Source organism: Shewanella sp. VB17, from assembly GCF_013248905.1.
Classification (GTDB): domain Bacteria; phylum Pseudomonadota; class Gammaproteobacteria; order Enterobacterales; family Shewanellaceae; genus Shewanella.
The window spans coordinates 3,681,230-3,703,083 of sequence record NZ_JABRVS010000001.1 but is presented as its reverse complement, the minus strand read 5'-3'; the positions used below and the strand labels follow the sequence as shown (position 1 = coordinate 3,703,083).

Sequence of the window (21,854 nt, the reverse complement as noted above, 5' to 3'; positions counted from 1 at the left end):
ATATCCAGTATTCATACTGCCGCAAATTTCCTTAAGCATATACAGATTAAAATTTTTGAACGAATGATGTAGAATAAAGTGGCTTGTCGAAGACTAGTTTTTCTAAGTTTTGTTTCAAATGTGAGCCTTTAAAACAAAGCATGAGCAAGTAGATCTATCGTAATCTTGTTGAATTTAAAGGTGTGATTTTTTGATTTAGTAAGTTGCTTTGTTATCTATTGTTTGTTTTTTGTTCTTTTATGCTTGAATTTCAATATCTACAGATAAGTATTATCTATTTTGTGGTAAAATCTGCTTCATCATTTTAGGTGTAATATCTTGAGTGTATTTTATGTTTAGCTTGTGACATTAGAGGCGTCGAATGGATTTTTTTCAGGTGTTATTTTCTTTAAATCGAACCAATAAACGACTCGTTAGTGTAGGGATCGATACGGTATGTCTACTGGTATCATTTTGGCTAGCAATAATGGTACGCACCGATTCGGTTAGTCCATTGGCTGATCACGGGTACTGGGTATTGATTACTTTGGTTTGGCCTATCAGCATTTTGGCATTTGTTAAGTTCGGTTTATACCGGGCTGTGTTGAGGTATTTAAGTTTACAAGCTTTAACGGCTATTCTTTTTGGTGTGCTGGTATCAACCGTTAGTTTGGTGTTTATTTCTTATTTTGCTCATTTAGGCTTACCTCGTACGGTGCCGATTATTTATGCCGCTTTTGCTTTAGTGCTAATTGGTGGTTCCAGAGGTGTGATTCGTGCGGCTGTTGGTTCTGGAATGAAACGTGAGGGGGAGCCTGTTATTATCTATGGGGCCGGGGTTAGTGGTCGTCAATTGGTCACTGCCTTAGCTCAAAGTCATGAATATTATCCTTTTGCGTTTGTTGATGATGATATAAGAACACATGGTAGTGTTATTCAAGGTGTTTATGTTCACTCTCCTTCAATTATGCGTAAACTGATTAAGCAAAAACAAGCAACTAAAGTACTACTTGCAATACCCAGTGCCTCACGCTCACGCAGAAAAGAAATCTTACTTTCACTGGAGCCGTTAGCGGTTCAAGTACTAACATTACCTGCTATGGCAGATTTAGTTAGTGGTAATAAGTTGTATAGTGATATTAAGGAAGTTGATATTGACGATCTTTTAGGGCGTGATGCCGTGTCTCCTAGGGAAGACCTCCTTAAAGATAATATCACTGATAAAGTGGTCATGGTGACAGGGGCTGGTGGTTCCATCGGATCTGAATTATGCCGCCAAATTTTAAAGCAGTCTCCTAAAAAGCTGATATTATTTGATTTATCTGAGTTCGCTTTATATTCAATTGAAAAAGAATTATCTGTAATGACACAAGAAATAGGGTTAAATATTCAAATTTGCCCTATTTTAGGCTCAGTGCAAAAAGAAAACCGAATTCAAGCTGTGATGCAAGCATTTGAAGTTCAAACTGTTTATCATGCTGCCGCCTATAAGCATGTGCCTTTAGTTGAACATAATGTGGTAGAAGGGGTACGGAATAATGTATTTGGTACCCTGTATACAGCAAGAGCGGCTATTACTGCTAAAGTTGAAACTTTTGTATTAATTTCTACCGATAAAGCGGTGCGTCCGACGAATGTGATGGGGACAACAAAGCGTATCGCTGAACTTACATTGCAGGCTTTGGCAAAGGAATCTCACTCGACACGTTTTTGTATGGTTCGCTTTGGTAATGTTCTTGGATCATCAGGCTCTGTTGTCCCATTATTTAGAAAGCAGATCGCATCGGGCGGTCCCGTCACAGTGACTCATCCTGAAATCACTCGTTATTTTATGACCATACCTGAAGCTTCTCAGCTTGTGATACAAGCAGGGGCTATGGGGAAAGGTGGTGATGTGTTTGTCTTGGATATGGGGGAGTCAGTTAAAATCATAGACCTTGCAGCTAAAATGATTCGTTTGAGTGGTTTTGAAGTTAGGGATACGGTAAACCCAGATGGTGATATTACAATTGAGTTCAGTGGCTTACGTCCAGGTGAAAAGCTGTATGAAGAGCTGTTAATTGGTGATGATGTCACTGGTACGGAGCATGAGCGGATAATGACGGCCAATGAAGCTTATCTTTCATGGGATGAATTAGAAGTGATTCTTAGTAAATTAGATATGGCATGTCATGAATTTAATCATGAGTTAATACGTGACATCTTGCTAAAAACACCTACTGGTTTTAATCCAACTGATGGAATTTGTGACTTAGTATGGCAGCAACATACTATCGTTAATGATGATTGTGTCATTCCATCTGGTAATAAAGTTGTTCCTTTAGTGTCTTAAACCTCTTATTAATTTTTTAAAAGCCAATTCAAATGAATTGGCTTTTTTTTTATAAAATTTGTTTAGTTGTTAGATCTCTATGATGTCGTTGTTTAAATTACTATGGCGATGAGATGGACGCTCCCTAATTCAACTCATTACTTTTTTTCCATTTTTAATCATTTCACCATTTCATTTATGCATCCCAATTTACTGGCATATTAAGCAGGGTGATCGCATCAGTGTCTATTATTCAATCGACGCACATAATCCGGCTATTAAAATCTTCTCTAGAAATTCAGGATTCATCAAACAACGCTTTCGTTTTATCTACTATGCTGAGCTTTGTTTGTTCTTTTTGCAGCGCCGTTATTTTTGTATATCAGGCACGCATCTTCGTTCATGCTGACATCCAATACCCAGTACATTGATTCGATACCCCAATGTTCCAGAGTCGCATTTAGGGCTTGCTCTGCTGATAACTCTTTCGAACTGGTATAATAACGATATTCAAGGCTCATTGATTTACCTTTAACAGCCCTAAAGCTTTCAATCAAAACGAGGCTTTAAGTGCTTCCCAGCGTGAAAAATCACCTTCAGTTCACTTGAACTTACAACATATCAAGAGCACCATGAGTTCACATCTATGATGCTACGAATAGCCGACATAGCGAAGAGCATACCGGCTGGATATGGTTTATGTCGGCTAATGATGCCGTGTTTCAACAGGTGAAATACTTTCGCAAAAAGGATGCCGCTAAATCTGTGCTAGGCGAGCAGATTCTAGCTGTTGCTGTCAGTGACCAATGTACTAGCTATCACTGGATAGCAGTCTGAGCGGCATCAGTTTGGATAAGGGGGGAAACTCCGCTCCCTGCTATTGTCGGTGGTTAGAAGGTGCAAAAACGCAAGCTCTCGCCAGTCACCGTGGTCAGCAAGATCATGAAAGCCGTCGTTGGCAAATGTGACTACTTGGATGTCTTTGAGTTAACTCAGCCTAGTCAATCTCCCTTTGGTGAACGATCTCGTTGTAATCACTTAGTTGTATTTTAGTTCTCACTTGTTGTCATTGTGTTTCCTTGATGTTAACTTCCTCTTTGGCGAGTTACTTTTATTGTTTTTTTATGTGGTTTTTACCTGGAGCTTATGAGTAACAACCTCTCTATTTATACCAAATTATGTCGGTTATCCTTAGGAGTTCTCCGATGACATTAGTAAGTGTCTATTTGATAACACAGAATAGAAGTAGACTTCTTAAACGGGCTATAGAGTCTGTATTTAAACAGGATTACTTGGCAATTGAGCTGATTGTTGTAGATGATGCATCGACTGATGATACATCAGAGATAGTGGAAGCATTACAGCAGCAATATAGTTTCATTTATTTAAAAAATGAGACTATATCTGGTGCATGCTTTTCTCGTAATAGAGCGATAACCACAGCTAGTGGCTATTATATTACAGGGTTAGACGATGATGATTATTTTTATAGTAACCGTGTTTCGCAATTAGTCTCCGCATACGATGAAAAATATGCTTTTGTGTGTGCTAATGTACAAGAGTTGATGAATAGCGGTGAACTTATTGATCGTAATTTTGGGTATCAGTCGGGTGAATTTGGCTTAGATAAAATGCTAAATTATAATTTGGTGGGCAATCAAGTACTCACGACCAAAGCAAAGTTTGAGGAAATTGGTGGCTTTGATGTCAATATGCCAGCCTTTCAAGATTATGACACTTGGATTCGTTTATTACGCTATCACCCATTAGCATTAAAAATTTCGGCGAGAAATTATGTATTAGATACTGATCATGGTGGTGTGAGAATATCCTCAAGCAATAAAAAAAAGCTTAAAGGGTATAATATGTTTATAGATAAAAATTTAGATATATTATCTAAACAGCAGTTAAAGTCTATGCAGGTAATGAAGTGTAAAATATCCGGAAAAAGGTTTGGATTATTGGATTTTTTTGCTTATATCCATAAGAATAACTATAAATCTGTTATTAATCTGTATTTGGTTCGGAATATGCCTTGGATTAGAGCTGAATATCGATAGTTATAAAGCTAATGGTTTATCAATAAAGAGCGTTTTTTAAAGGCTTAACTTTATTTGTTATTGTCTCTGGAGTTTCTCCAGTACTCATACAGTAATGGTAAAATAAATAAAGTTGATATTAGACCAGAGAATTTATTAATAGTGACACCTCTATCAGTTTACATTCACTGTTTTTCATTATTGTAATAAAAGTCGTGGACTTTGAGTAAATAATCACAGTTATTGGTTGCTGTTTTGTTTTTATCTTGTTACTGTTTGCGTGTTTTTTTGTAATTTATTTTTGGTTGTGTATGTATGAATCAAATTAAAGAAAGTGGATTTACTTTAATAGAATTGTTAATTGTTATTGTTATCTTAGGCCTATTGATGTCTTTGGTTGCTCCAACGATGTTTTCAAAAGTAGGATCAACAAAAACAAAAACAGCTGCCGTTCAGATGGAAATGATAGCAACGGCGTTGGATACTTACCGTTTAGATCTTGGCGATTACCCAATAAAGTTGAATGAACTCAGAAGCTCTGCTAAGCCTTCTTGGGATGGGCCATATTTACCCAAAGATGTGCCATTAGATCCTTGGAATAATCCATACATCTATACAGTACCAGGTGAAAATGGACAGCCTTATTCAATGTTGTCATATGGTAAAGATGGAATTGCTGCTGGTGAAGGTGAAAATGCAGATGTTGTTTACCAATGATTGACGCTAACACCTTATTACTGGATAAGTTCCTAGTATCTCAGTCTGATTTAGATAAAGCTGCCATATTTCAAAAAAAATATGCTGGTCGCCTTGAACATATTTTAATTAATATGGGATCTTTATCTGAAGATATTTTACCTCAATATTATGCTGAAATTTTAGGGTTAAACATTCTTAGTAGTGATAAATATCAAGCGCTTAATATTAATGTTGTTAAAGAACTTTCTATTAATCAACAGCTTATTTTTTTTAATTGGATCGCAGTAGATAAAGGAGATAATGATCACGAGTTTATGATTATAGCAAGTGATCCATTTTCTGCTGATGCTAACCAATTTATTAGTCAACAGCAATTAACGATAGAATTATTGGTTGCTTCTGATGAACAAATACAAGCATTAAAAATCCTATACCAGCAAACGAACGCTAACTCTATTCCAGCCAGTGAAGAGTTATCTGATTTTGAAGAAGATAGACTTAGAGAACTCGCAGGTGAAGCACCTACTGTGAACCTCCTTAATTCTTTAATTTCAAGGGGGTTAAAGGCGCGTGCTTCTGATATGCATCTAGAACCTATAGGTAATCGATACAGAGTAAGGTTTAGAATTGATGGCGTGTTAAAAGAAGCGGATTGGATCCCTCCTAGAATGCGTCTTCCAGTCGCATCTCGATTAAAAATACTTTCAGGGATGGATATTGCTGAAAAGCGTCGCCCTCAAGATGGTAAGATTGCCATGAAAATTTCGAATGAAGATCTTGATATTCGGGTATCGGTATTACCCTTGCATGATGGCGAAAGTATCGTGATGCGTTTCCTTAGGCAGGATGCAATCAACTACAGTATGGAGATGTTAGGACTTTCTACAGACATTGAAAAGTATATTCGTGAAGATATCGAAAAAACAGCCGGGGTTATTCTTCTAACTGGCCCTACAGGCTCAGGTAAAACGACGAGTCTATATACCTTTTTGAATGCGATTAATAATGAAACAGTGAAGATTATTACTCTTGAAGATCCGGTTGAATATCAGTTAGAAGGCATTAATCAGGTACAAATTCAATCTAGTATAGGCTTTGATTTTTCAGCAGGGTTACGCAGTGTTGTTCGTCAAGATCCAGATGTTATCATGTTGGGTGAAATTAGAGATCAAGAGACGGCTCAAATTGCCATGCAATCAGCTTTGACTGGCCACTTAGTCTTTTCAACTGTTCATACTAATGATGCATCTAGTGCGTATACTCGATTACTGGACCTCGGTGCTGAAGAATATTTATTAAATGCAGCTATTGTGTCAATTATTGCTCAACGGTTAGTTAGAAAATTATGTTCTCATTGCAGTGAACCTGACGACGACCAGCAGCAGAATATTTCCAAATACTGTCTACAGCCTTTAGCGAATGCTTATGGTGTTGATATTAAGTTGCATAAGGCTAAGGGGTGTGAACATTGTTCGAATACGGGTTATCGTGGCCGTATAGGAATTATTGAATATCTTAGATGTGATGATGCGATTAAGGCCTTACCTAAAGATGAAAATTTTCCAAGTCACGCCATTCGTTTAAATCAAGAACGTGGTGGACGAACCCTAATGCAAGATGGGTTTATTAAGGCGATTAATAGCCAAACGACAATTGAAGAAGTCATTCGGGTTGCTGGATAATGGCGTTGTTTGAATATAAGGCATACGATAATGCTGGTGCCGCTGTTAATAGCATACTGACGAGTAACACACTGGAAAATGCAAAAAAACTCCTTGCTGATGAGGGGTTACACCTTGTTTCGATAAAAGAGAAAAGTACTTCGGTATCGCTAGCATTGTTTCGCTCAGACAAGCTGAGTTTGAATGAACTTGAATTCATCACGTCAGAATTATCACTGCTGCTAAGAAGTGGTGTGAGAATTGATAAAAGTTTACACATTCTCAGTAAAGGTAAAGCCACTAGCCCTTCAGGTAAATTACTTAGTGAACTGTCCCAATCAGTGAAGCGTGGTGAATCCCTTGCTGATGCACTCTCTCACCATCCAGATTTCGATAACTTATATGTTAACTTGGTGAAAATGGGAGAGGCTAGTGGCGAGCTTAGTAAGGTTTTTGCTGGTTTAGCACAAGATTTAATGTTTCGCAAAGAGCTGAAAAGTAAAATTGTGCAGGCGCTTACTTACCCTACCGTTATTCTTATGGTGTGTATTTTGGCAATCGTGTTTGTGTTTAATTTTATTGTGCCACAGATGGGAGGGTTGTTCGATGGGAACGATAACTTACCTGTTTACACTCAACTCCTGTTAGAGTCGAGTCAATGGATGCAGCGATACCAGTGGTTTCTATTTGGCGGCATACTAATGGCAGGAATTGGAATTAAAGTCGCCTTACAAAAAGGGCTGATCACTGATCAGTTGGATGAGCTTTTAATTAAATTACCTTTGTTTAAATCTGCTGTACATCAGATTGAACGTATTCGTTTCAATACTAGTATGGCATTAATGTTAGATGCAGAAGTACAACTTGATAAAGCCATCGAATTTGCATCTGGTACTGTTAAAAATAGATATCTGCGTGATGGGTTGCTTTCTGCAAAATTAAAAATTAAACGTGGTGTTAGCCTCAGCGAAGCATTAAGCGCCAGTCCAATCTATCCTGATTTTTTTATCTCTCTATTAGAAGTCGGAGAGGAAAGTGGTCAATTGACACCGGTTTTTGAAGAGATCGCTAATCGAAGCCGTAATGATTTCGGAAGTTGGACCAGCCGTGTCACCAGTTTACTAGAACCGCTGATGATTTTGGTGATGGGAGGTATCGTGGGTTCTGTCGTTGTGGTGATGTTACTCAGTATCATGTCGGTTAATGACGGGTTATAAATGATATTTGGTCAAGTAGGCAATGCTCTTTTATTGAGGATAAAAACACAATCTGGAGTGACGTTAATTGAGCTGTTAGTGGTGATTGTTTTACTTGGGATAGCGATTGCACTTGTAGGGCCTTTTACCATGAAGCTTATCGAAAGTTCACAGGCTCGTAACGAACAGTTATTGCTACAGCGATGGGTGCAAAAGCAGGCGCTTAATGCGTTCACCCGCGATAGTGCGATATTACTAAGGTTTGATGGTAAAGCAGTTTATAGTAATTTATTACCAGATACTCTTTCTTATAATGGGGAGGCTAACGAGATCAATGGTGTAGATTATGGCACTGGCTATGGTGTGAACGATGGACATATTGATGGGAGTGGCATGACTATGCGCCGAATTGATTTAAATGTTTATCTTGCTGATGATCAGCGGCTGCACTCGAAAATAATAAATGATCCTGAGCCTGATATCCTTTTTAATCATTTATTCTTTGAGCCTAAATTATTAAAGATAAACAATCATGGTTATATCAATGTTGAGGCATTTAGTTACCATTATAAGGGGGTAGAGACTTCCCTCAATATCTCAAACTTATTAGCTAGGACACATGTTAAATAACGTTCAAAAGGGCTTTACCTTAATCGAGGTATTGATTGCTGCGACCATCTTATTTGCTGTTATTAGCGTCGTTGCTCAAACGTACCGTGGTGCAACGATAGCGAGCAGTAAAGCAACTAAAACTGCTGAATTACTTGGTATTACACCATTATTACTCGATACCATTCGTTTTAGACTTAAGATGGAAATGACGGCTCAGCAGATAGAGGATAAAGGCGTGCTTAACGGATTTGAATTTCAGTGGCAAGCACATGTGATTAAGAAGGGGAGTCCACCGCCTCGGTTGAGTCCTGAAGACGGTGTACAGGTGTCTTTCGATGATAAGTTTTATCTGTGGCAAGTGTATTTGACAGTGAAAAAGCAAGGTTATGATCGGTCTTTTGAGTTTGAAGAGCTGACGTGGGGGACGCTATGATAAGTCGCCGTATTGGCTACAGGGGATTTACTCTTATTGAGGTGCTTATCGCAATGCTTGTGTTAAGCATGGTGATGTTTATTGGCAGTTTGAGTTTTTCGACATTTAGCCAACGCTGGCAAAAAGACATGGGTAGATTTACACAAGAAGTGGCGAACGCAAAAAACTTAATTCTTTTGCAAAAATCTTTGAATGGTATGTCGAATTATATTGTAAAAGACAGTGAAGATGAGCCAGTATATTTTTTTAAGGGTAATGAAAAGTACCTTATGTTTGTCACCAATAATCCGATTTTTAATACCGAAGGTCAGGCATTAATCAGATTAAGTGTGAGTATGAGTGCTGATGGTAAAGAAAGACTCAATTACGAGGAGTCACCATTTGAAGGTGCTCCGCTGCTTAGGTTAACTTCACTGCCTAAAGCTAATTACAGCCAAATTTTACTGGTCGATAATAATATTCGCTTTAATTACTATGGGTGGGAAAAGCAAAAAGATCGCGCTGATTTTTACGAAGGAGAACCGGTGAAACTTAAATGGATTCAGGAGTATTTTAGCGAAAAGATCGGAATGTTGCCTTATGCAGTCAATATTAGTTGGGGCACGAATGAGCCAGTGATTTTTCCTGTAGCAAATGATAACGCCTATCAATTACTCTATACCCATGAGAAGAGTACCGATGCCTGATTTATTCATTTCAAAGGCGATCGTTTATTAACATGAGATCCTTGAAATTAAATATTTATCAGCAAGGAGTGGCCCTGGTTCAGGTTCTTTTACTTACCGCTATTTTATCTATGATGGCATTACAATTTACCCTGTCTAGCCGGCAACAGGTGACAATGGCAATTGATTTGCAGAATAAGATGCAGGCGGAGATTAAATTACGTACGTTGGAAAGTCGATTACTGTTTACTTTGCTTACTCTCTCGAAAAATAATGCAGACCATACTTCACAGCAAGAAAACGAAATCGGTCGACAGTGGAATTTTTATGGTGAACCTTTCAGTGTATTTAAAGGTGCGACAGCCTCAATTCAGGATATTAACGGTCTGTTGTCTGTGTACGGAGGGGGGCAGTCAAAAGCGCTAGAAGGTTTGTTAACTTTTTTAGGTACTGACCCTTTAGAAGCCAAATCAATCATATCCAATCTTAACTATTGGCAAGGTTATAGTCGAGATCAATTTACGACCATGAATAAACCTCAAGTACGGGGAAATTATTTACTGAGTGTGACTGAATTAAGGATTATAGAGGGAATTGATGATGAATTATATCAACAACTCTTTCCAGTTGTGACCACATTACAGAATCACTTATTCAATCCTTTGACTGCACCTTTACCCTTGTTACAGGCTCAATTATCAGCTGACATTTATACCGAGATCGCTAATTTACGTCGAGAGGGTAAGCTCACTCGTCAGCGGTTTTCTGAGCTGACAGAGATAGAAGAGGGGGACAGTATTACTTTTGTTCCAGGCAGACGGCTACAAATAGAGCTCGTTGTCATCGTCGGGGCTTCGATAGCTAAGCGACGTTTTATCAGCTATCTTCGTCCTGAAAATCAATTTCCTGTTGTGTGGTTTCAATAGTTTATAGCCGCATAAGTGAGTATGAATACACAGTGAGTAGGGGGGGCTGCTACAAAATAATGATAAAGCTGGCAATAAATACAATATCAGTAGTACGTAAGTTTTGCTTTATTGTATTTTGTTTTAATGTCTCGCTCGTTGCTGTTATGGTGATTATCACTACTAGTAGTAATGATTATTGTGTTTTATTTTGATTAAAAGTAACCAGTCTCAATTATCGTTATTGAAATAAGTGTTAAACGTGATTGAAGCCAAATATGACCTTTGTATAAAGGGTATTTCTTATTGCCTTATATTACAGCCGAAATGAAGAATAAATGATGCCAAGCGCTAGCTCAAAAATAATGGATAAAATAAAAAAAATGGCCATGGATCAAGTGATCTATGTTGATGGTCATATTTATCGTTTTAATCGAACAAAGTTTGATGTTAAAAATGATGCTGTGTTTTCATTTGAAATGATGAGTACCAATACGTCGCCGAATGTTAAAGGCAGCGAGTCGGCTAACTTGGTAGAGTCTGGTAGACGAGTCTCCGCCAAAATTGCCGTATTAAGTCGAAATTGTTACAAAGAGCAATTGCAATGGTATCCGATCAGCAAAAAATCTGATGTGGTTAAGCTCGTGAAATTACAAATCAATGCTGCGTCATCTCAGGTTTTATTTATTGTTGGCAAAGCGGTGAATGGTAATACACCTGTTATTTACTATTATCTTAATGAGTTTACCTGTGGTTTAAGGGCGTGGTTGCTCGTCCCTGAAACAAGTTTATTGGGATTGGCACAGCCAGCTGACAGCTTGCTAAGTTACCAGACGATTAACCCTTGTAATACCGTGTTTGTTTCAACGAGTCGTCTCGCGGGTACCGTTTCGGCATTGCAGGGAGGCATGATTCAAAATCTTGATCAGTTTGCTCTGTCACAAGGTGTCAATACACAAAGTAAAGCCCATTTTTCGGCTGAAGAGCACATACAAACCCTCCAAGAACAGTTGCAATATCTTTATCAACTTCCGTTAACGGGTTTTGTTAACAAGTTGGCGTTCTCTTTGAATACAGGGATTACCACCTTGTCCCATTTTGCACTGCCAATGGTTGCGGTGATCACGCTATATCTTGTTTTAGCTGTACAAGTCTCTGAATTTAAAGCTGATAGTGTAAATAAAAAATTACGTGCAGCAACAAAAAATGCTAACTTTGTATTAAATCAGTATCAGGATATCAATGAGATGATTGGCCGCTATCTTCAATTGGCCGATAATACGCCTGAAAACATTCAACTTCTTGATGTGTGGCACGTGCTTGCGCCTATGTTTGAGTCGGGGGTGATGATTGATAATGTGCAGCAACAAGGGCAAACTGTTACCTTGCGTTTAAGGGCCGATTCAGCCTCTCAGGCATTGCAGTTATTGATAAAACAAGGTGGGGTGACCAATGCCAAGTTTGTAGGCTCAGTGCGCCGGCAGCGCAATATGGATGCTGCTAGTATTCAATTTGAACTTAAGTCAGTTATTCCTCTCAATGGCGAGAGCGAAACTATTATCGGTTATCAACAAAACAATCCCTCTTTGGGGCCTAAATAATGCAAGAAATACTGAAGTATAAGCGTTATCTTATCTTGGTCGGGGTGTTAATGTTAATGAAATTTGTTTGGGTGCCACTGTGGCAAACTAAACAGGATAATTGGCAACAACAACAGAAAAATCAAGTTAATTTAAACAAAACTCATGGGCTATTAGCGTTGGCAGACGAGATGCAACAAAAGCAAGAAATCATGTCGACTCGCCTACAGCAAGCGGAATCTCATTTTGCCCAAACTCAAAATATTACTCGCTATAAGCTGGACACTCAATCGGGCTTAGAGAGTCTGTTCAAACGTCATGAAATAGAATTGAGTAATTCATCTTGGCGAGAGGGTCTGATAAGTGATGATATACAAAGTTTGTTATTGGATATTCGTTTTTCAGGATCATTAAAACAATACCTGCATTTATTGCATGAGCTTAAACAAAACCAAGATTTTGCAAACGTGAGTTTAGATTCTAATCAATTGAATATTCGCGGTCAGACACCAGCAAAACTTGGCACTGTCAATGGGCGAGTATCGTTAAAGTTGGCCGTTAAATTGATTGCAGAGGAGGGCTCCTGATGACGATGGTTTTTACATCCCCTTTATCCCATTTTTTGGGGCAACAACGCAATACACAAGCCGTTAATGACAAGCTCAAATGGCTAGGTTTGGGCTTATTGTTGTTGTTAACACTGCTGATGATTGATTACAGTATTAATCAATCAGATGGGCAATGGGTTGAGTCAACTTTGTTACCTGAGTTGCCAAGCATCACTTATTTAACTGATCCGCTTAATGACGCAACCGAGGTGTTGGCTCTTTACCATCGATTTGATCAATCTGAGGTGGCTGAAGTTGATGAAGCGAGTCTACTGACAGAAGATCTTGTAGACAGTATGCCACTGGCTGAGCAAAACAAACAATCAGGTTTACTCAGTAAGCTTTATATTGGTAACAGAATATATCGCCTCAGTGGCATCGTCAGAGCGGATAATGTTCAATCAGGTGAATATAAGGCGGCGTTAAGTGTCTCTTATAGCCAAGCATTGCCGCAAAAAGAACAGACAGCAAGTGAAGTGGAAGTGGCAGGGGTATCGTTAACCAATACTGGCTCATCAGCGTTAAGTGACAACACATACATGAGTTTGATTAAAGGTGATGAACTGAGTCCCTATCAAGTTGAATTAGTTGATAATAGACGTCTGGTATTAACCGATAATCATCGCCGTTTGTGGCTTGAGCTGTTTGTCCCGACAAACTATCGACTCGATGATACCCCTGAGCATATCGAGTCCCATTAGGTTTGGTAGTCAACAAGTTTTGAATCATCCCCTTGTACTGCAATATCGATACTGGGCTTATGGCGTTAAACGGCGCCATTTTCAGTCAATCAATGGTGTTAACCTTAAGTTAACAGACTAGTAGTTTAGTCTTGTTTTTAATCGATTCTGTTTAATTTCTTGTGATTTTCTGCTTAACATGGCTCGATGTTCGGCATTCTAGGTGTTTGATTATCTTGGTGAACGCTAATGATAGGCTGCTAAGTCGTCAACCGATAATAATAATTAAGGGATAGATAATTTCATGATGTTACCCAAGCAAGGCGGCTTTATTACGTTATTTATAAAGCGATTTTCTGGTCAGTTTAAAGCCGCGATGGTGGTTACAGGTATCTTGCTTCTCAATGCTTGTGCCAACTTAGAAACTCAGGATGAAAGAAATCATAAAAAAATAGCCAATTCATACCTGATAAATACCCATGCTGGCGAGGGCCAACAGCAGTCAGTCATCGAATCAAACAATAGCGCAGGGCACCAAGCTAACAATGAAATGTCACTGACTCGGGTGCCGTCCTTGTCAAAATCTCAGCTAGGGTTTAGTAATGATGCTGGTATCGCTGACAGTTTTTCTGACAAAAAAAGTTTAACTATTAGTGCCGATAACATGCCTTTGGTGGATTTTTTACATTACAGTTTTGGTGAGCTGCTACACATTAGCTATGTGTTGGCTCAAGAGTTGGCGGAGCAACCGAGTACCGTCACGTTAAATATTCAAGCGCCCATTAGTGCGAGAAAGTTTTATACCCTGACCGAGCAATTGTTATTGGAGCGAGGGGTCGGCATTATGCGTAAACACGATGTCCTATACATCAGCATGTTGTCAAAAGATAGCGCAGATACCACCGCCATTGGCTATGGCCGTTATGCTAATCAAGTCCCCAATGCCATTAATGTGCAGCAAATTGTTCCGCTGCGTTATACCACTAATAATAAAACCATTAACACTTTACGGGATATTGCCGGGGTAAAAGCCACCGGGGATATACGTAAAGGAGTGTTATTTTTGTCTGGTCGTCGTGAGCAGGTGATCCGCGCGCTGGATTTACTCAGTATTTTAGACACCCCAGGTAGCCGCAGTAGCAATATTGGTTTTTTAACGCTGACCTATATCGACACCGAGACCTTTATTAGCTCAATCACTGAAATCTTGTCTAATGAAGGGATCATGACCGGGGCAAACAGTCAGGATAATCGGGTGTCTTTAGTGCCACTGGCGCAACTAGGTGCCGTGGCGGTGTTTGCCAGCGAAGTTGATTTTATCGAGCGCATCGAGTTTTGGGCGAGACAGTTAGACAAGCCCAGCAAAGGTAACGAAAAGCAGTATTTTATTTATACGCCTAAGTTTGCTCGCGCCTCAGATTTAGGTGACAGTGTGGCGGCATTGATTTCGGGTCGCAGCGCCTCAATGCAAAAAGCGCAGCAAGCCTCCAGTGACAAGGCGGCAGCGATAGAAAATCGCACCCCCACTGGTGGGGGCAGTAACAGCGCCAGTAACGACAACATGAATATGGTGGTGGATGAGCGCTCCAATGCATTGATTTTTTATTCATCAGGCCCTGACTATCAGGCCATTCAACCCTTGGTGGCTCGGCTGGATGTGATGCCAAAACAGGTGATCCTTGAGGTGTCTATTGCCGAGGTGACCTTAACCGATGAGTTTAAATTCGGCGTCGATATGGCGTTTAGCTCTGGCAATTTTAATTTTAGCAACACACATGGTGCAGACAAAATTGGTGGCAGCATATTAAGTTGGGCCAGTGACGGCAATAAGATAGATGTACAGGCGTTTGAGAGCAACAAATGGGTCAATGTGCTCTCCAAACCCAGCTTATTGGTGCGTGACGGGGTGGCGGCCAATATTCAGGTGGGAACCGATATTCCAGTAGTGGGCAAGACAACCACAGATTCTACTAATGGGGTCACCAGATCGGTCGAGTACCGTAAAACTGGCATCGATGTCACCGTGACTCCAACGATCAATGCACAAGGCGTGGTGATCATGACCATTTCTCAGAGTAATTCTAATCAGGTCGATGGCGGCACTGAGGTGGAAGGCAATCCGCAAATATTTGAGCGCAGTATTGAGACCGAAGTGGTGGCAGAAAGTGGCCAAACGGTGATTTTAGGCGGACTCATCAGTGAAAACAGTACCGATAATCAAGTGGGGCTGCCTTGGCTGAGCCAGCTGCCATTAATTGGTGCCTTATTTGGCACCACGGTCCAGAGCACCACCAGAACAGAGCTGGTGATCATGGTCACCCCGAAAGTGATAACCCGCAGTGATGAATGGGATGACATCAAGAGCAATTTAAAACAAGGCTTGCAGTTTTTAGATTTCAATTAAGCGATGCACATTGTGCCCTATATCGTTATGTTGAACTCATCAAGAGGGTGTTGTTGGTGCGGTGCGGCAAAGCCTGTTATCACTTATTTATCATTGTTATATACGACTTATGTCAGTTTACACTTGCTCAAAGTAGGTTGAAAAACGAGCTGCGAAATATCTTTTTCTGGTGTTGAGTTGTGTTTTTGTTAATATTCTGTGTCAATATGCGTATAAGATGTTGACTTATTGGTTGTAGATTATAAACTGTGTGCGAGAAGTTAAAGTAGACGTGCTAGGGGTTTCTAGTGCTCCCAGCTTAGCTTTATATGTTTGCTCGAAGGATTGGCTTAAGACGCATCTTAAGGTGAGTGAGTAGATGAAATTTAACTTTCTAGAAAAGTTGTCATAGTACGGAACAACCGTGGCCAATATCAACAATGAGCTTGGCTGCTTGTTCCAATTTCATGAAATTGGAGATTTGGACATATGAAAAAAATATTCACGGCTTCACTTCTTGCTGCTGCGGTAGCAATGTCTTTTAGCGCGAGTGCAGTAACTATTGGTAGCACTACAATAACTCAGCTATCGCAAGAAGGTGTGGCTCAGGGAGTGACTACTGGTGTAATCCCTCTTGAATTCGATGTTACAGTACAGGCTGAGCATCCTGCTGGTTCAACCATCACATTGACCTTTGATGATAAGGTTGATCTAGGTGCTATAGCCGTAGCTGGTGGGGTTGTTACTCAGAGCCCTGCTGGTGGTAAAGGTGCTGCAGGAGATTTAGGCTTTGATTACGGTACCGGCTCTTTTACCTTTGATAACGTTGTGGTTGATACTGTGGCAGGTACTATTATGTTTGACGTGAATTTGGGTAACCCACTGACAGCTAATTCGGCGTTTCGTGTAACGATAGGTGCTCATGGTTACGGTACTCTTACTGGCGACCCTCTTGGTGATGGTAATGATGTCGTTGATTTATCAGGCGCAACGTCAGTGACTTATGCATCTGAAACCGCTGGTGCCGTTGCTATCGAAGCTGGCACAGGGGTAGTTGCTGAAGAAGTGTCTCAGTTTGCATTTTCTGTCCCGACTAAATTTGATCAGCTTATTGACCGAACTGTTTTAACTCAGTTTGCCGACACAACGGTTGCTGATCAACTGCAATATACTATTAATAACAATGAAGCTCTAGAGGCATCGTTGAGTATTGTTTCAGGCTTTGTTGTGCTGGATGGTACGTTTACAGGTTTAGTTTCTGTCGCCAATGCTGCTGGTACTAATGATTTTGCTACTGGTAGCTTTGCGGATCCGGGTAACCCAGTGGTTAGCGCTGGATTTGATGAGCTAACTATGGCGCTTATCGTTGCTGAGATCGGAGCTGTTGGTGCAGATGTCACTGAGGATATTGATTTTGCTTTAGTGACTGCGGCAACTGATATTCCTGAGACGGGAGCAATCACGGCGTCTTTATTGCTGACGCCTTCTAACGGCGGTGCGGCAGAGTTTACGGTTGCCTCTAATATTGCTGCTGGTGAGTGGGCTTTAGACTCGTCAATTGTCAATGTGCCTTATTTGCCGGTTGGTTTTGGTTTGACGCCAAATGTTGAAATTGCCAACGAAATGGCGACGAATTCTGACATTCAAATTCGTGGTTTTGACCAAAATGGCGTGGTATACCCGCTGACAATGTTACCGTTCCAAGCGAACGCTAATACAGTGACTAAAGTATCAGAAGCTGATATCGAGACTGCATTTGGCCTGGCGGCGGACTCTAAGACTAAGCTTAGTGTTACTTTTGTTATCGATGCTGACGCTGACAAGATTTCGGTGGCACCATATTATCGTCAAAACGAAAGCCGTATCAACGTACTGTCTGATCAGTACAAAGGAATTTAACGAACAGTTAAATTGTTAGTGTTGATACTGAACATTTGCTAGACATCAAACGAGCCTGCGGGCTCGTTTTTATGTTTGCTGTGTTAATTCATCTTTGCAGTTAATTTATCTTTAATCATTCCTTTTTTAATCATCCCTTCTTTTTGGCATGTCATTACAGTCAAGGAACTTGAACACTTTTAAATAACTGAAATAAATCATTTAATTAACATTTTGTTTGCTGTTATACTGGCTCGTCACTGCTGAGCTGTGGTTTCATTCGCTGATGTGATGGGCGTGTATCAGCGCTTTGCTGATGGCATGTACGCGATCTCATCACGCATAATAGTGGTATTAAGACAGTAGAGTTAATGATATTAAGCCCATTTTTTAACCCCATATTGGCCAATATATCCTGGTTGTTAACTGATCGGGTTATCACTATGCTCATCCAGTTACTGGTGAGTGTAGTCTTAGCTTGCAGTTTGGGACCTGTTGGGTTTGGTGAGCTCAGTTATCTGCTGGCGTTTATCGCCATGGTGATGCCTTTGGCCAGTTTAGGCCTGAATGCCATCGTGACGCGCGAGCTGATTAATGCGCCTAACTCTGAGCATAAAATTATTGCCACTGTGATGTGCTTTAGGTTAATGGGCGCGTTTATCGGCAGCGTTATTTGTTTGTGTTTTGTCTATGGCGGCGGCGTCACTTTGCAAGTTCATCAAGGCTTGGCGTTATTAGCTTTGGCTAATGTGTTTAACGCGTTTGCTGTTGTTGAATTTTGGTTCCAAGCCCAGCTACAAGCCAAACCTGTGGTGCGAATGCGCTTGTTGATTGCCATGTTTTTTGCCTTTGCAAAATTGCTGGCTGTTTGGTGTCAGGCCAGTTTTATGGTGCTGGTCTCTTTGTTTGCACTGGAAACCGTCTGCTTAGGGGGCGGTTATATTGTTATTTATTACTATTATTCTGCCAGTGTATATTGGCGCGAATGTGATTTTAGTTACGGTGTTGGGTTATTAAAGCAGTCATTTTGGCTGGTATTATCCGGTATTGCGGCGGTCATTTATTTAAAAGTCGATCAATTGATGCTGCAGCATTTGACATCATCTGAACAAGTGGGAACCTACGCCGTTGCGGCTAAGTTATCTGAAGTATGGTATTTTTTTGCCGATGCTATTGTGATAAGCCTATTCCCCGCCATGATAAAGTTAAGCAAGAAATTGGACACGGGGCGGTATTGGTACCGGTTACAGTCAGTGTCGGACGGTTTATTTGTGATGGCGGCTGGTATTGCTATTGTGGTTAGTTTATTGGCGAAACCTTTAATCATCTTATTGTTTGGTGTTGACTATTTGCCTTCGGTGACCATTTTACAGATCCATATCTGGGCAGGTGTGTTTGTCTTTATGAGGGCGTTAGTCAGTAAGTGGCTATTGGTGGCAAATTTGCTGCCATTTTCTTTACTGAGTCATGGCATTGGCGCCATTATCAATGTAGGGGTTAACTGGTTGCTTATTCCTATTTGGGGAGGTCAGGGCGCGGCGGTGGCCACTTTATTATCTTATTTTATCGCCTCTTATTTAGCTTTTTGGATTAGTCCTAAAACGCGGCCAATAGCCAAAGTGATGTCTTATTCCATTTTATTGCCTTTTACCTTTGGCTACCGTTATTGGCCAAGACATTCCTTAGAGAATAAATCATAAATGAAGACGTTTATATTGAGACAGATCCCTGCCAGTGTTAAGCACAGAATAAAGCAATGGCTGACGTGTGTGAACATGGCTTTTTTGACCTTATTTGCTTTGAATGGTTTCTTGGCCTCTTTGTTTTATTGTTTTTTTAGTCGACAGTTTTATCGGGAGCATAAAGCCGTGTTACAGGGGCGTTTAGCTTATCACCGCTCTTTAGTTGAGTGCGGGCAAAGTAGTGCTTTATTAAGAAGAAATATTCATCGGCTCGAGAAGGGGTTGATCATGCGCCCAAGGCGTAAGGTGTTTGCCGAAAATTATATTTTGGAAACCCTAGACAGTTTTATTAAGGTTAATGTAGCGCCAGATGCGTGTATTGATGAATTAAGTTGGGCTACCGACGTGTTAACAGAGTATTTTTCTGTGGTTGGTTATGGGCCGAGGATCAATATGGCTAACGAATTGTTTTTAGCGGTTGAGAATAAAGTGCAAGCCAAAGGTTGCTTACCTTATATTCATAAAACCTTACCGGATTGTCCGCTCGATTATGAAGCCATTATGACGCTTTTTACCCGTCGTCGTTCGGTGCGTTGGTACCAAGATAAAGCAGTTGATATGGCACTAATACGCAAAGCGGTTCAGGCGGCGACTTTAGCTCCTTCAGCTTGTAATCGTCAACCTTATGAGTTTCATGTGGTGAGCGATTCAACAAAGGTGGCTGAGGTTGCTAAGTGCGCCATGGGTACGGTTGGTTTTGCTGATAATTTGCCCTGCATTATTGTGGTGGTTGCTAATTTAGATGCTTATCCAGCAGAGCGTGATCGTCATGTTATCTATATTGATAGCGCGCTGGCAACGATGCAGTTGATGCTTGCATGTGAAACATTAGGGCTATCGACATGCCCTATTAATTGGCCTGATATTGAAACTAATGAACGTGTATTAGCGGATAAGTTGTGCTTGAAATATCACCAGAGACCGGTCATGTTATTGGCGGTGGGTTATGCCGATCCCGATGGCGGAATTCCATTCTCGCAAAAGAAAAGTGATCGATTATTAGTCAAGGAAGTCACGTTATGATGATTGAAATTAAAGGGATTCAGTTTATCAATAAAGGTGCTGAGTTGATGTTACATGCTGTATTGCAGCAAATGAAAAACTATTGGCCTGACTCTGAATTAGTATTGGCTCCGAATTCTAATTCCTCTTATCTTGATCGTGCTAACGTTGGGGCTTATCAAAAGCTGTCGATAAAAAAAGGAAAATTGGATGTTAACCGACTCAGTTATGTTATTCCTGACGCTATTCGTGGAGCGTTGAAAGCAAAATTTGGTTTGGTTACTGAAGCCGATATCGATGTTGTTTTAGATGCATCAGGTTTTGCTTACGGTGATCAGTGGAGCGCGCTATCGATAAAGCTATTGGCCAATGAGATAGGGCGCTTGACTGCTAACGGTAAAAAGTATGTATTTTTACCTCAGGCGTTAGGTGACTTTACCCGCAAGCAAGATATTGAGTACTTGAAATCTGCTTTGCCTAAGGCGACATTGATTTGTGCTCGTGAAAATAGCAGTTTTGAACATGTCGCTAATGTGATTGGTCGTCGCAATAATTTAGTGCAATATCCTGATTTTACTAATTTGTTGGAAGGTGTTGTGCCTGATTATTATATCAATGGTGAAAAGCGGATTTTAATCATCCCTAATCACAATATGATAGGTATTCGAAATGTACATAGTGAGTGGAAAAAAAGTTATGTTGAGGTACTCATTAGTGTGGTATCAGTGATTAGAGAACTTGGGTTTGAGCCAGTACTGCTCAATCATGAAGGAAAAAAAGATGCGAATATTTGTCACAAAGTTCAGCAAACCGCGGGTGAAGATATTGTGTTGATAAACGAAATTGACCCATTAAAAGTCAAAGGGATTATTGGCATGAGTAAGGCCGTGGTGTGTTCACGTTTTCATGGATGCGTCAGTGCATTATCACAAGGTGTTCCATGTCTTGGCACCAGCTGGAGTCATAAGTATGAGCGTTTATATGAAGAGTATCTGCAGCCAGATTGTTTAATTTATCCACATATCACTGCAGCTGAAATAAAACAGGTGTTAGCTACAGCAATTGCAACGGTTGATGAGCCTGAAAAGTCTCAAGCAAGAGAACATTTTAAGCTTCAAAGTCAAGCTATGTGGGCAAAAGTCAATCAACTGATCTGTTAAATGTTGTTCGTGAGATTGACCTTCTCTGCTCACATGGTGTTTCTGGTATTTGAATTGAGACTAGGTTATTATTCTTTGATTGTGATGCCCCCATATTGAGTCATTAATGCAGTGACTTTGTTGGTAAATAAAGGCCCATATTCCAGTCATGTTATTCAGTGGTTATCAGATCGAAATATCAAGTTGTGATCACTCAAGGTTAATAGTGTCAAACTGGTTTTAATGATGCTATTGCTGAGATTAAAGTACTTTAGATCAATAAGAAACTAGGACTTTCCGTGAATAATGTCACCTAGAATGAGCTCATACAGAACAAAATAA

At 40.2% G+C, this 21,854-nt stretch carries 17 protein-coding genes and 2 pseudogenes; 18 read left to right on the top strand and 1 reads right to left on the bottom strand.

The features are described from left to right. Window positions 1-361: 361 nt before the first annotated feature. The gene (locus HQQ94_RS16000) at window positions 362-2,311 is read left to right on the top strand and encodes a nucleoside-diphosphate sugar epimerase/dehydratase (RefSeq protein WP_254304079.1); all 1,950 of its coding nucleotides are present in this window, start codon (window positions 362-364) and stop codon (window positions 2,309-2,311) included. 228 nt (window positions 2,312-2,539) lie between these two features. Here HQQ94_RS16000 and HQQ94_RS15995 read toward each other — a convergent pair. Continuing rightward, window positions 2,540-2,888: pseudogene (locus HQQ94_RS15995) on the bottom strand (ISAs1 family transposase); the annotation flags it as partial. A gap of 38 nt (window positions 2,889-2,926) precedes the next feature. Between HQQ94_RS15995 and HQQ94_RS23110 the strand changes: the two are divergent. From HQQ94_RS23110 to HQQ94_RS15915, 17 genes and pseudogenes are all read left to right on the top strand, one after another. Further along, window positions 2,927-3,140: pseudogene (locus HQQ94_RS23110) on the top strand (IS66 family transposase); the annotation flags it as partial. Window positions 3,141-3,495: 355 nt separating this feature from the next. Further along, window positions 3,496-4,350 (top strand): glycosyltransferase, encoded by an 855-nt coding sequence (locus tag HQQ94_RS15990; protein WP_173295341.1) that lies wholly within the window; start codon window positions 3,496-3,498, stop codon window positions 4,348-4,350. 294 nt (window positions 4,351-4,644) lie between these two features. Then, window positions 4,645-5,046, top strand: a complete 402-nt coding sequence (gene gspG / locus HQQ94_RS15985) for a type II secretion system major pseudopilin GspG (RefSeq protein WP_173295340.1) — start codon at window positions 4,645-4,647, stop codon at window positions 5,044-5,046. Further along, on the top strand, window positions 5,043-6,710 hold the full coding sequence (locus HQQ94_RS15980) for a GspE/PulE family protein (protein ID WP_173295339.1): 1,668 nt from the start codon (window positions 5,043-5,045) through the stop codon (window positions 6,708-6,710). Before gspG ends, HQQ94_RS15980 begins: the two co-directional genes overlap by 4 nt. After that, window positions 6,710-7,906 (top strand): type II secretion system F family protein, encoded by a 1,197-nt coding sequence (locus tag HQQ94_RS15975; protein ID WP_173295338.1) that lies wholly within the window; start codon window positions 6,710-6,712, stop codon window positions 7,904-7,906. Before HQQ94_RS15980 ends, HQQ94_RS15975 begins: the two co-directional genes overlap by 1 nt. Then, window positions 7,907-8,515 (top strand): type II secretion system protein, encoded by a 609-nt coding sequence (locus HQQ94_RS15970; RefSeq protein ID WP_173295337.1) that lies wholly within the window; start codon window positions 7,907-7,909, stop codon window positions 8,513-8,515. Further along, on the top strand, window positions 8,505-8,930 hold the full coding sequence (locus HQQ94_RS15965; RefSeq protein ID WP_173295336.1) for a type II secretion system protein J: 426 nt from the start codon (window positions 8,505-8,507) through the stop codon (window positions 8,928-8,930). Before HQQ94_RS15970 ends, HQQ94_RS15965 begins: the two co-directional genes overlap by 11 nt. Then, entirely contained in the window at window positions 8,927-9,616 is a 690-nt protein-coding gene (locus tag HQQ94_RS15960; protein ID WP_173295335.1) for a prepilin-type N-terminal cleavage/methylation domain-containing protein, read from the top strand. Before HQQ94_RS15965 ends, HQQ94_RS15960 begins: the two co-directional genes overlap by 4 nt. A gap of 41 nt (window positions 9,617-9,657) precedes the next feature. Continuing rightward, window positions 9,658-10,521 (top strand): general secretion pathway protein GspK, encoded by an 864-nt coding sequence (locus HQQ94_RS15955; protein WP_173295334.1) that lies wholly within the window; start codon window positions 9,658-9,660, stop codon window positions 10,519-10,521. Window positions 10,522-10,838: 317 nt separating this feature from the next. After that, window positions 10,839-12,101 (top strand): hypothetical protein, encoded by a 1,263-nt coding sequence (locus HQQ94_RS15950; protein WP_173295333.1) that lies wholly within the window; start codon window positions 10,839-10,841, stop codon window positions 12,099-12,101. Next, window positions 12,101-12,667, top strand: a complete 567-nt coding sequence (locus HQQ94_RS15945) for a hypothetical protein (RefSeq protein ID WP_173295332.1) — start codon at window positions 12,101-12,103, stop codon at window positions 12,665-12,667. The genes HQQ94_RS15950 and HQQ94_RS15945 overlap by 1 nt, the downstream gene beginning before the upstream one ends. Beyond that, on the top strand, window positions 12,667-13,389 hold the full coding sequence (locus tag HQQ94_RS15940; RefSeq protein WP_173295331.1) for a hypothetical protein: 723 nt from the start codon (window positions 12,667-12,669) through the stop codon (window positions 13,387-13,389). Before HQQ94_RS15945 ends, HQQ94_RS15940 begins: the two co-directional genes overlap by 1 nt. Before the next feature lie 283 nt (window positions 13,390-13,672). Beyond that, window positions 13,673-15,772, top strand: coding sequence for a type II secretion system protein GspD (locus HQQ94_RS15935; RefSeq protein WP_173295330.1), 2,100 nt, complete (start codon window positions 13,673-13,675; stop codon window positions 15,770-15,772). A 468-nt stretch (window positions 15,773-16,240) separates the two neighbouring features. Continuing rightward, entirely contained in the window at window positions 16,241-17,650 is a 1,410-nt protein-coding gene (locus tag HQQ94_RS15930; RefSeq protein ID WP_173295329.1) for a hypothetical protein, read from the top strand. A gap of 350 nt (window positions 17,651-18,000) precedes the next feature. Continuing rightward, complete coding sequence (locus tag HQQ94_RS15925; RefSeq protein ID WP_173295328.1) at window positions 18,001-19,329, top strand: flippase; 1,329 nt, start codon at window positions 18,001-18,003, stop codon at window positions 19,327-19,329. After that, window positions 19,330-20,394, top strand: a complete 1,065-nt coding sequence (locus tag HQQ94_RS15920; protein ID WP_173295327.1) for a nitroreductase family protein — start codon at window positions 19,330-19,332, stop codon at window positions 20,392-20,394. Next, window positions 20,391-21,533, top strand: coding sequence for a polysaccharide pyruvyl transferase family protein (locus HQQ94_RS15915; protein WP_173295326.1), 1,143 nt, complete (start codon window positions 20,391-20,393; stop codon window positions 21,531-21,533). The genes HQQ94_RS15920 and HQQ94_RS15915 overlap by 4 nt, the downstream gene beginning before the upstream one ends. The last annotated feature ends 321 nt before the right edge of the window (window positions 21,534-21,854 follow it).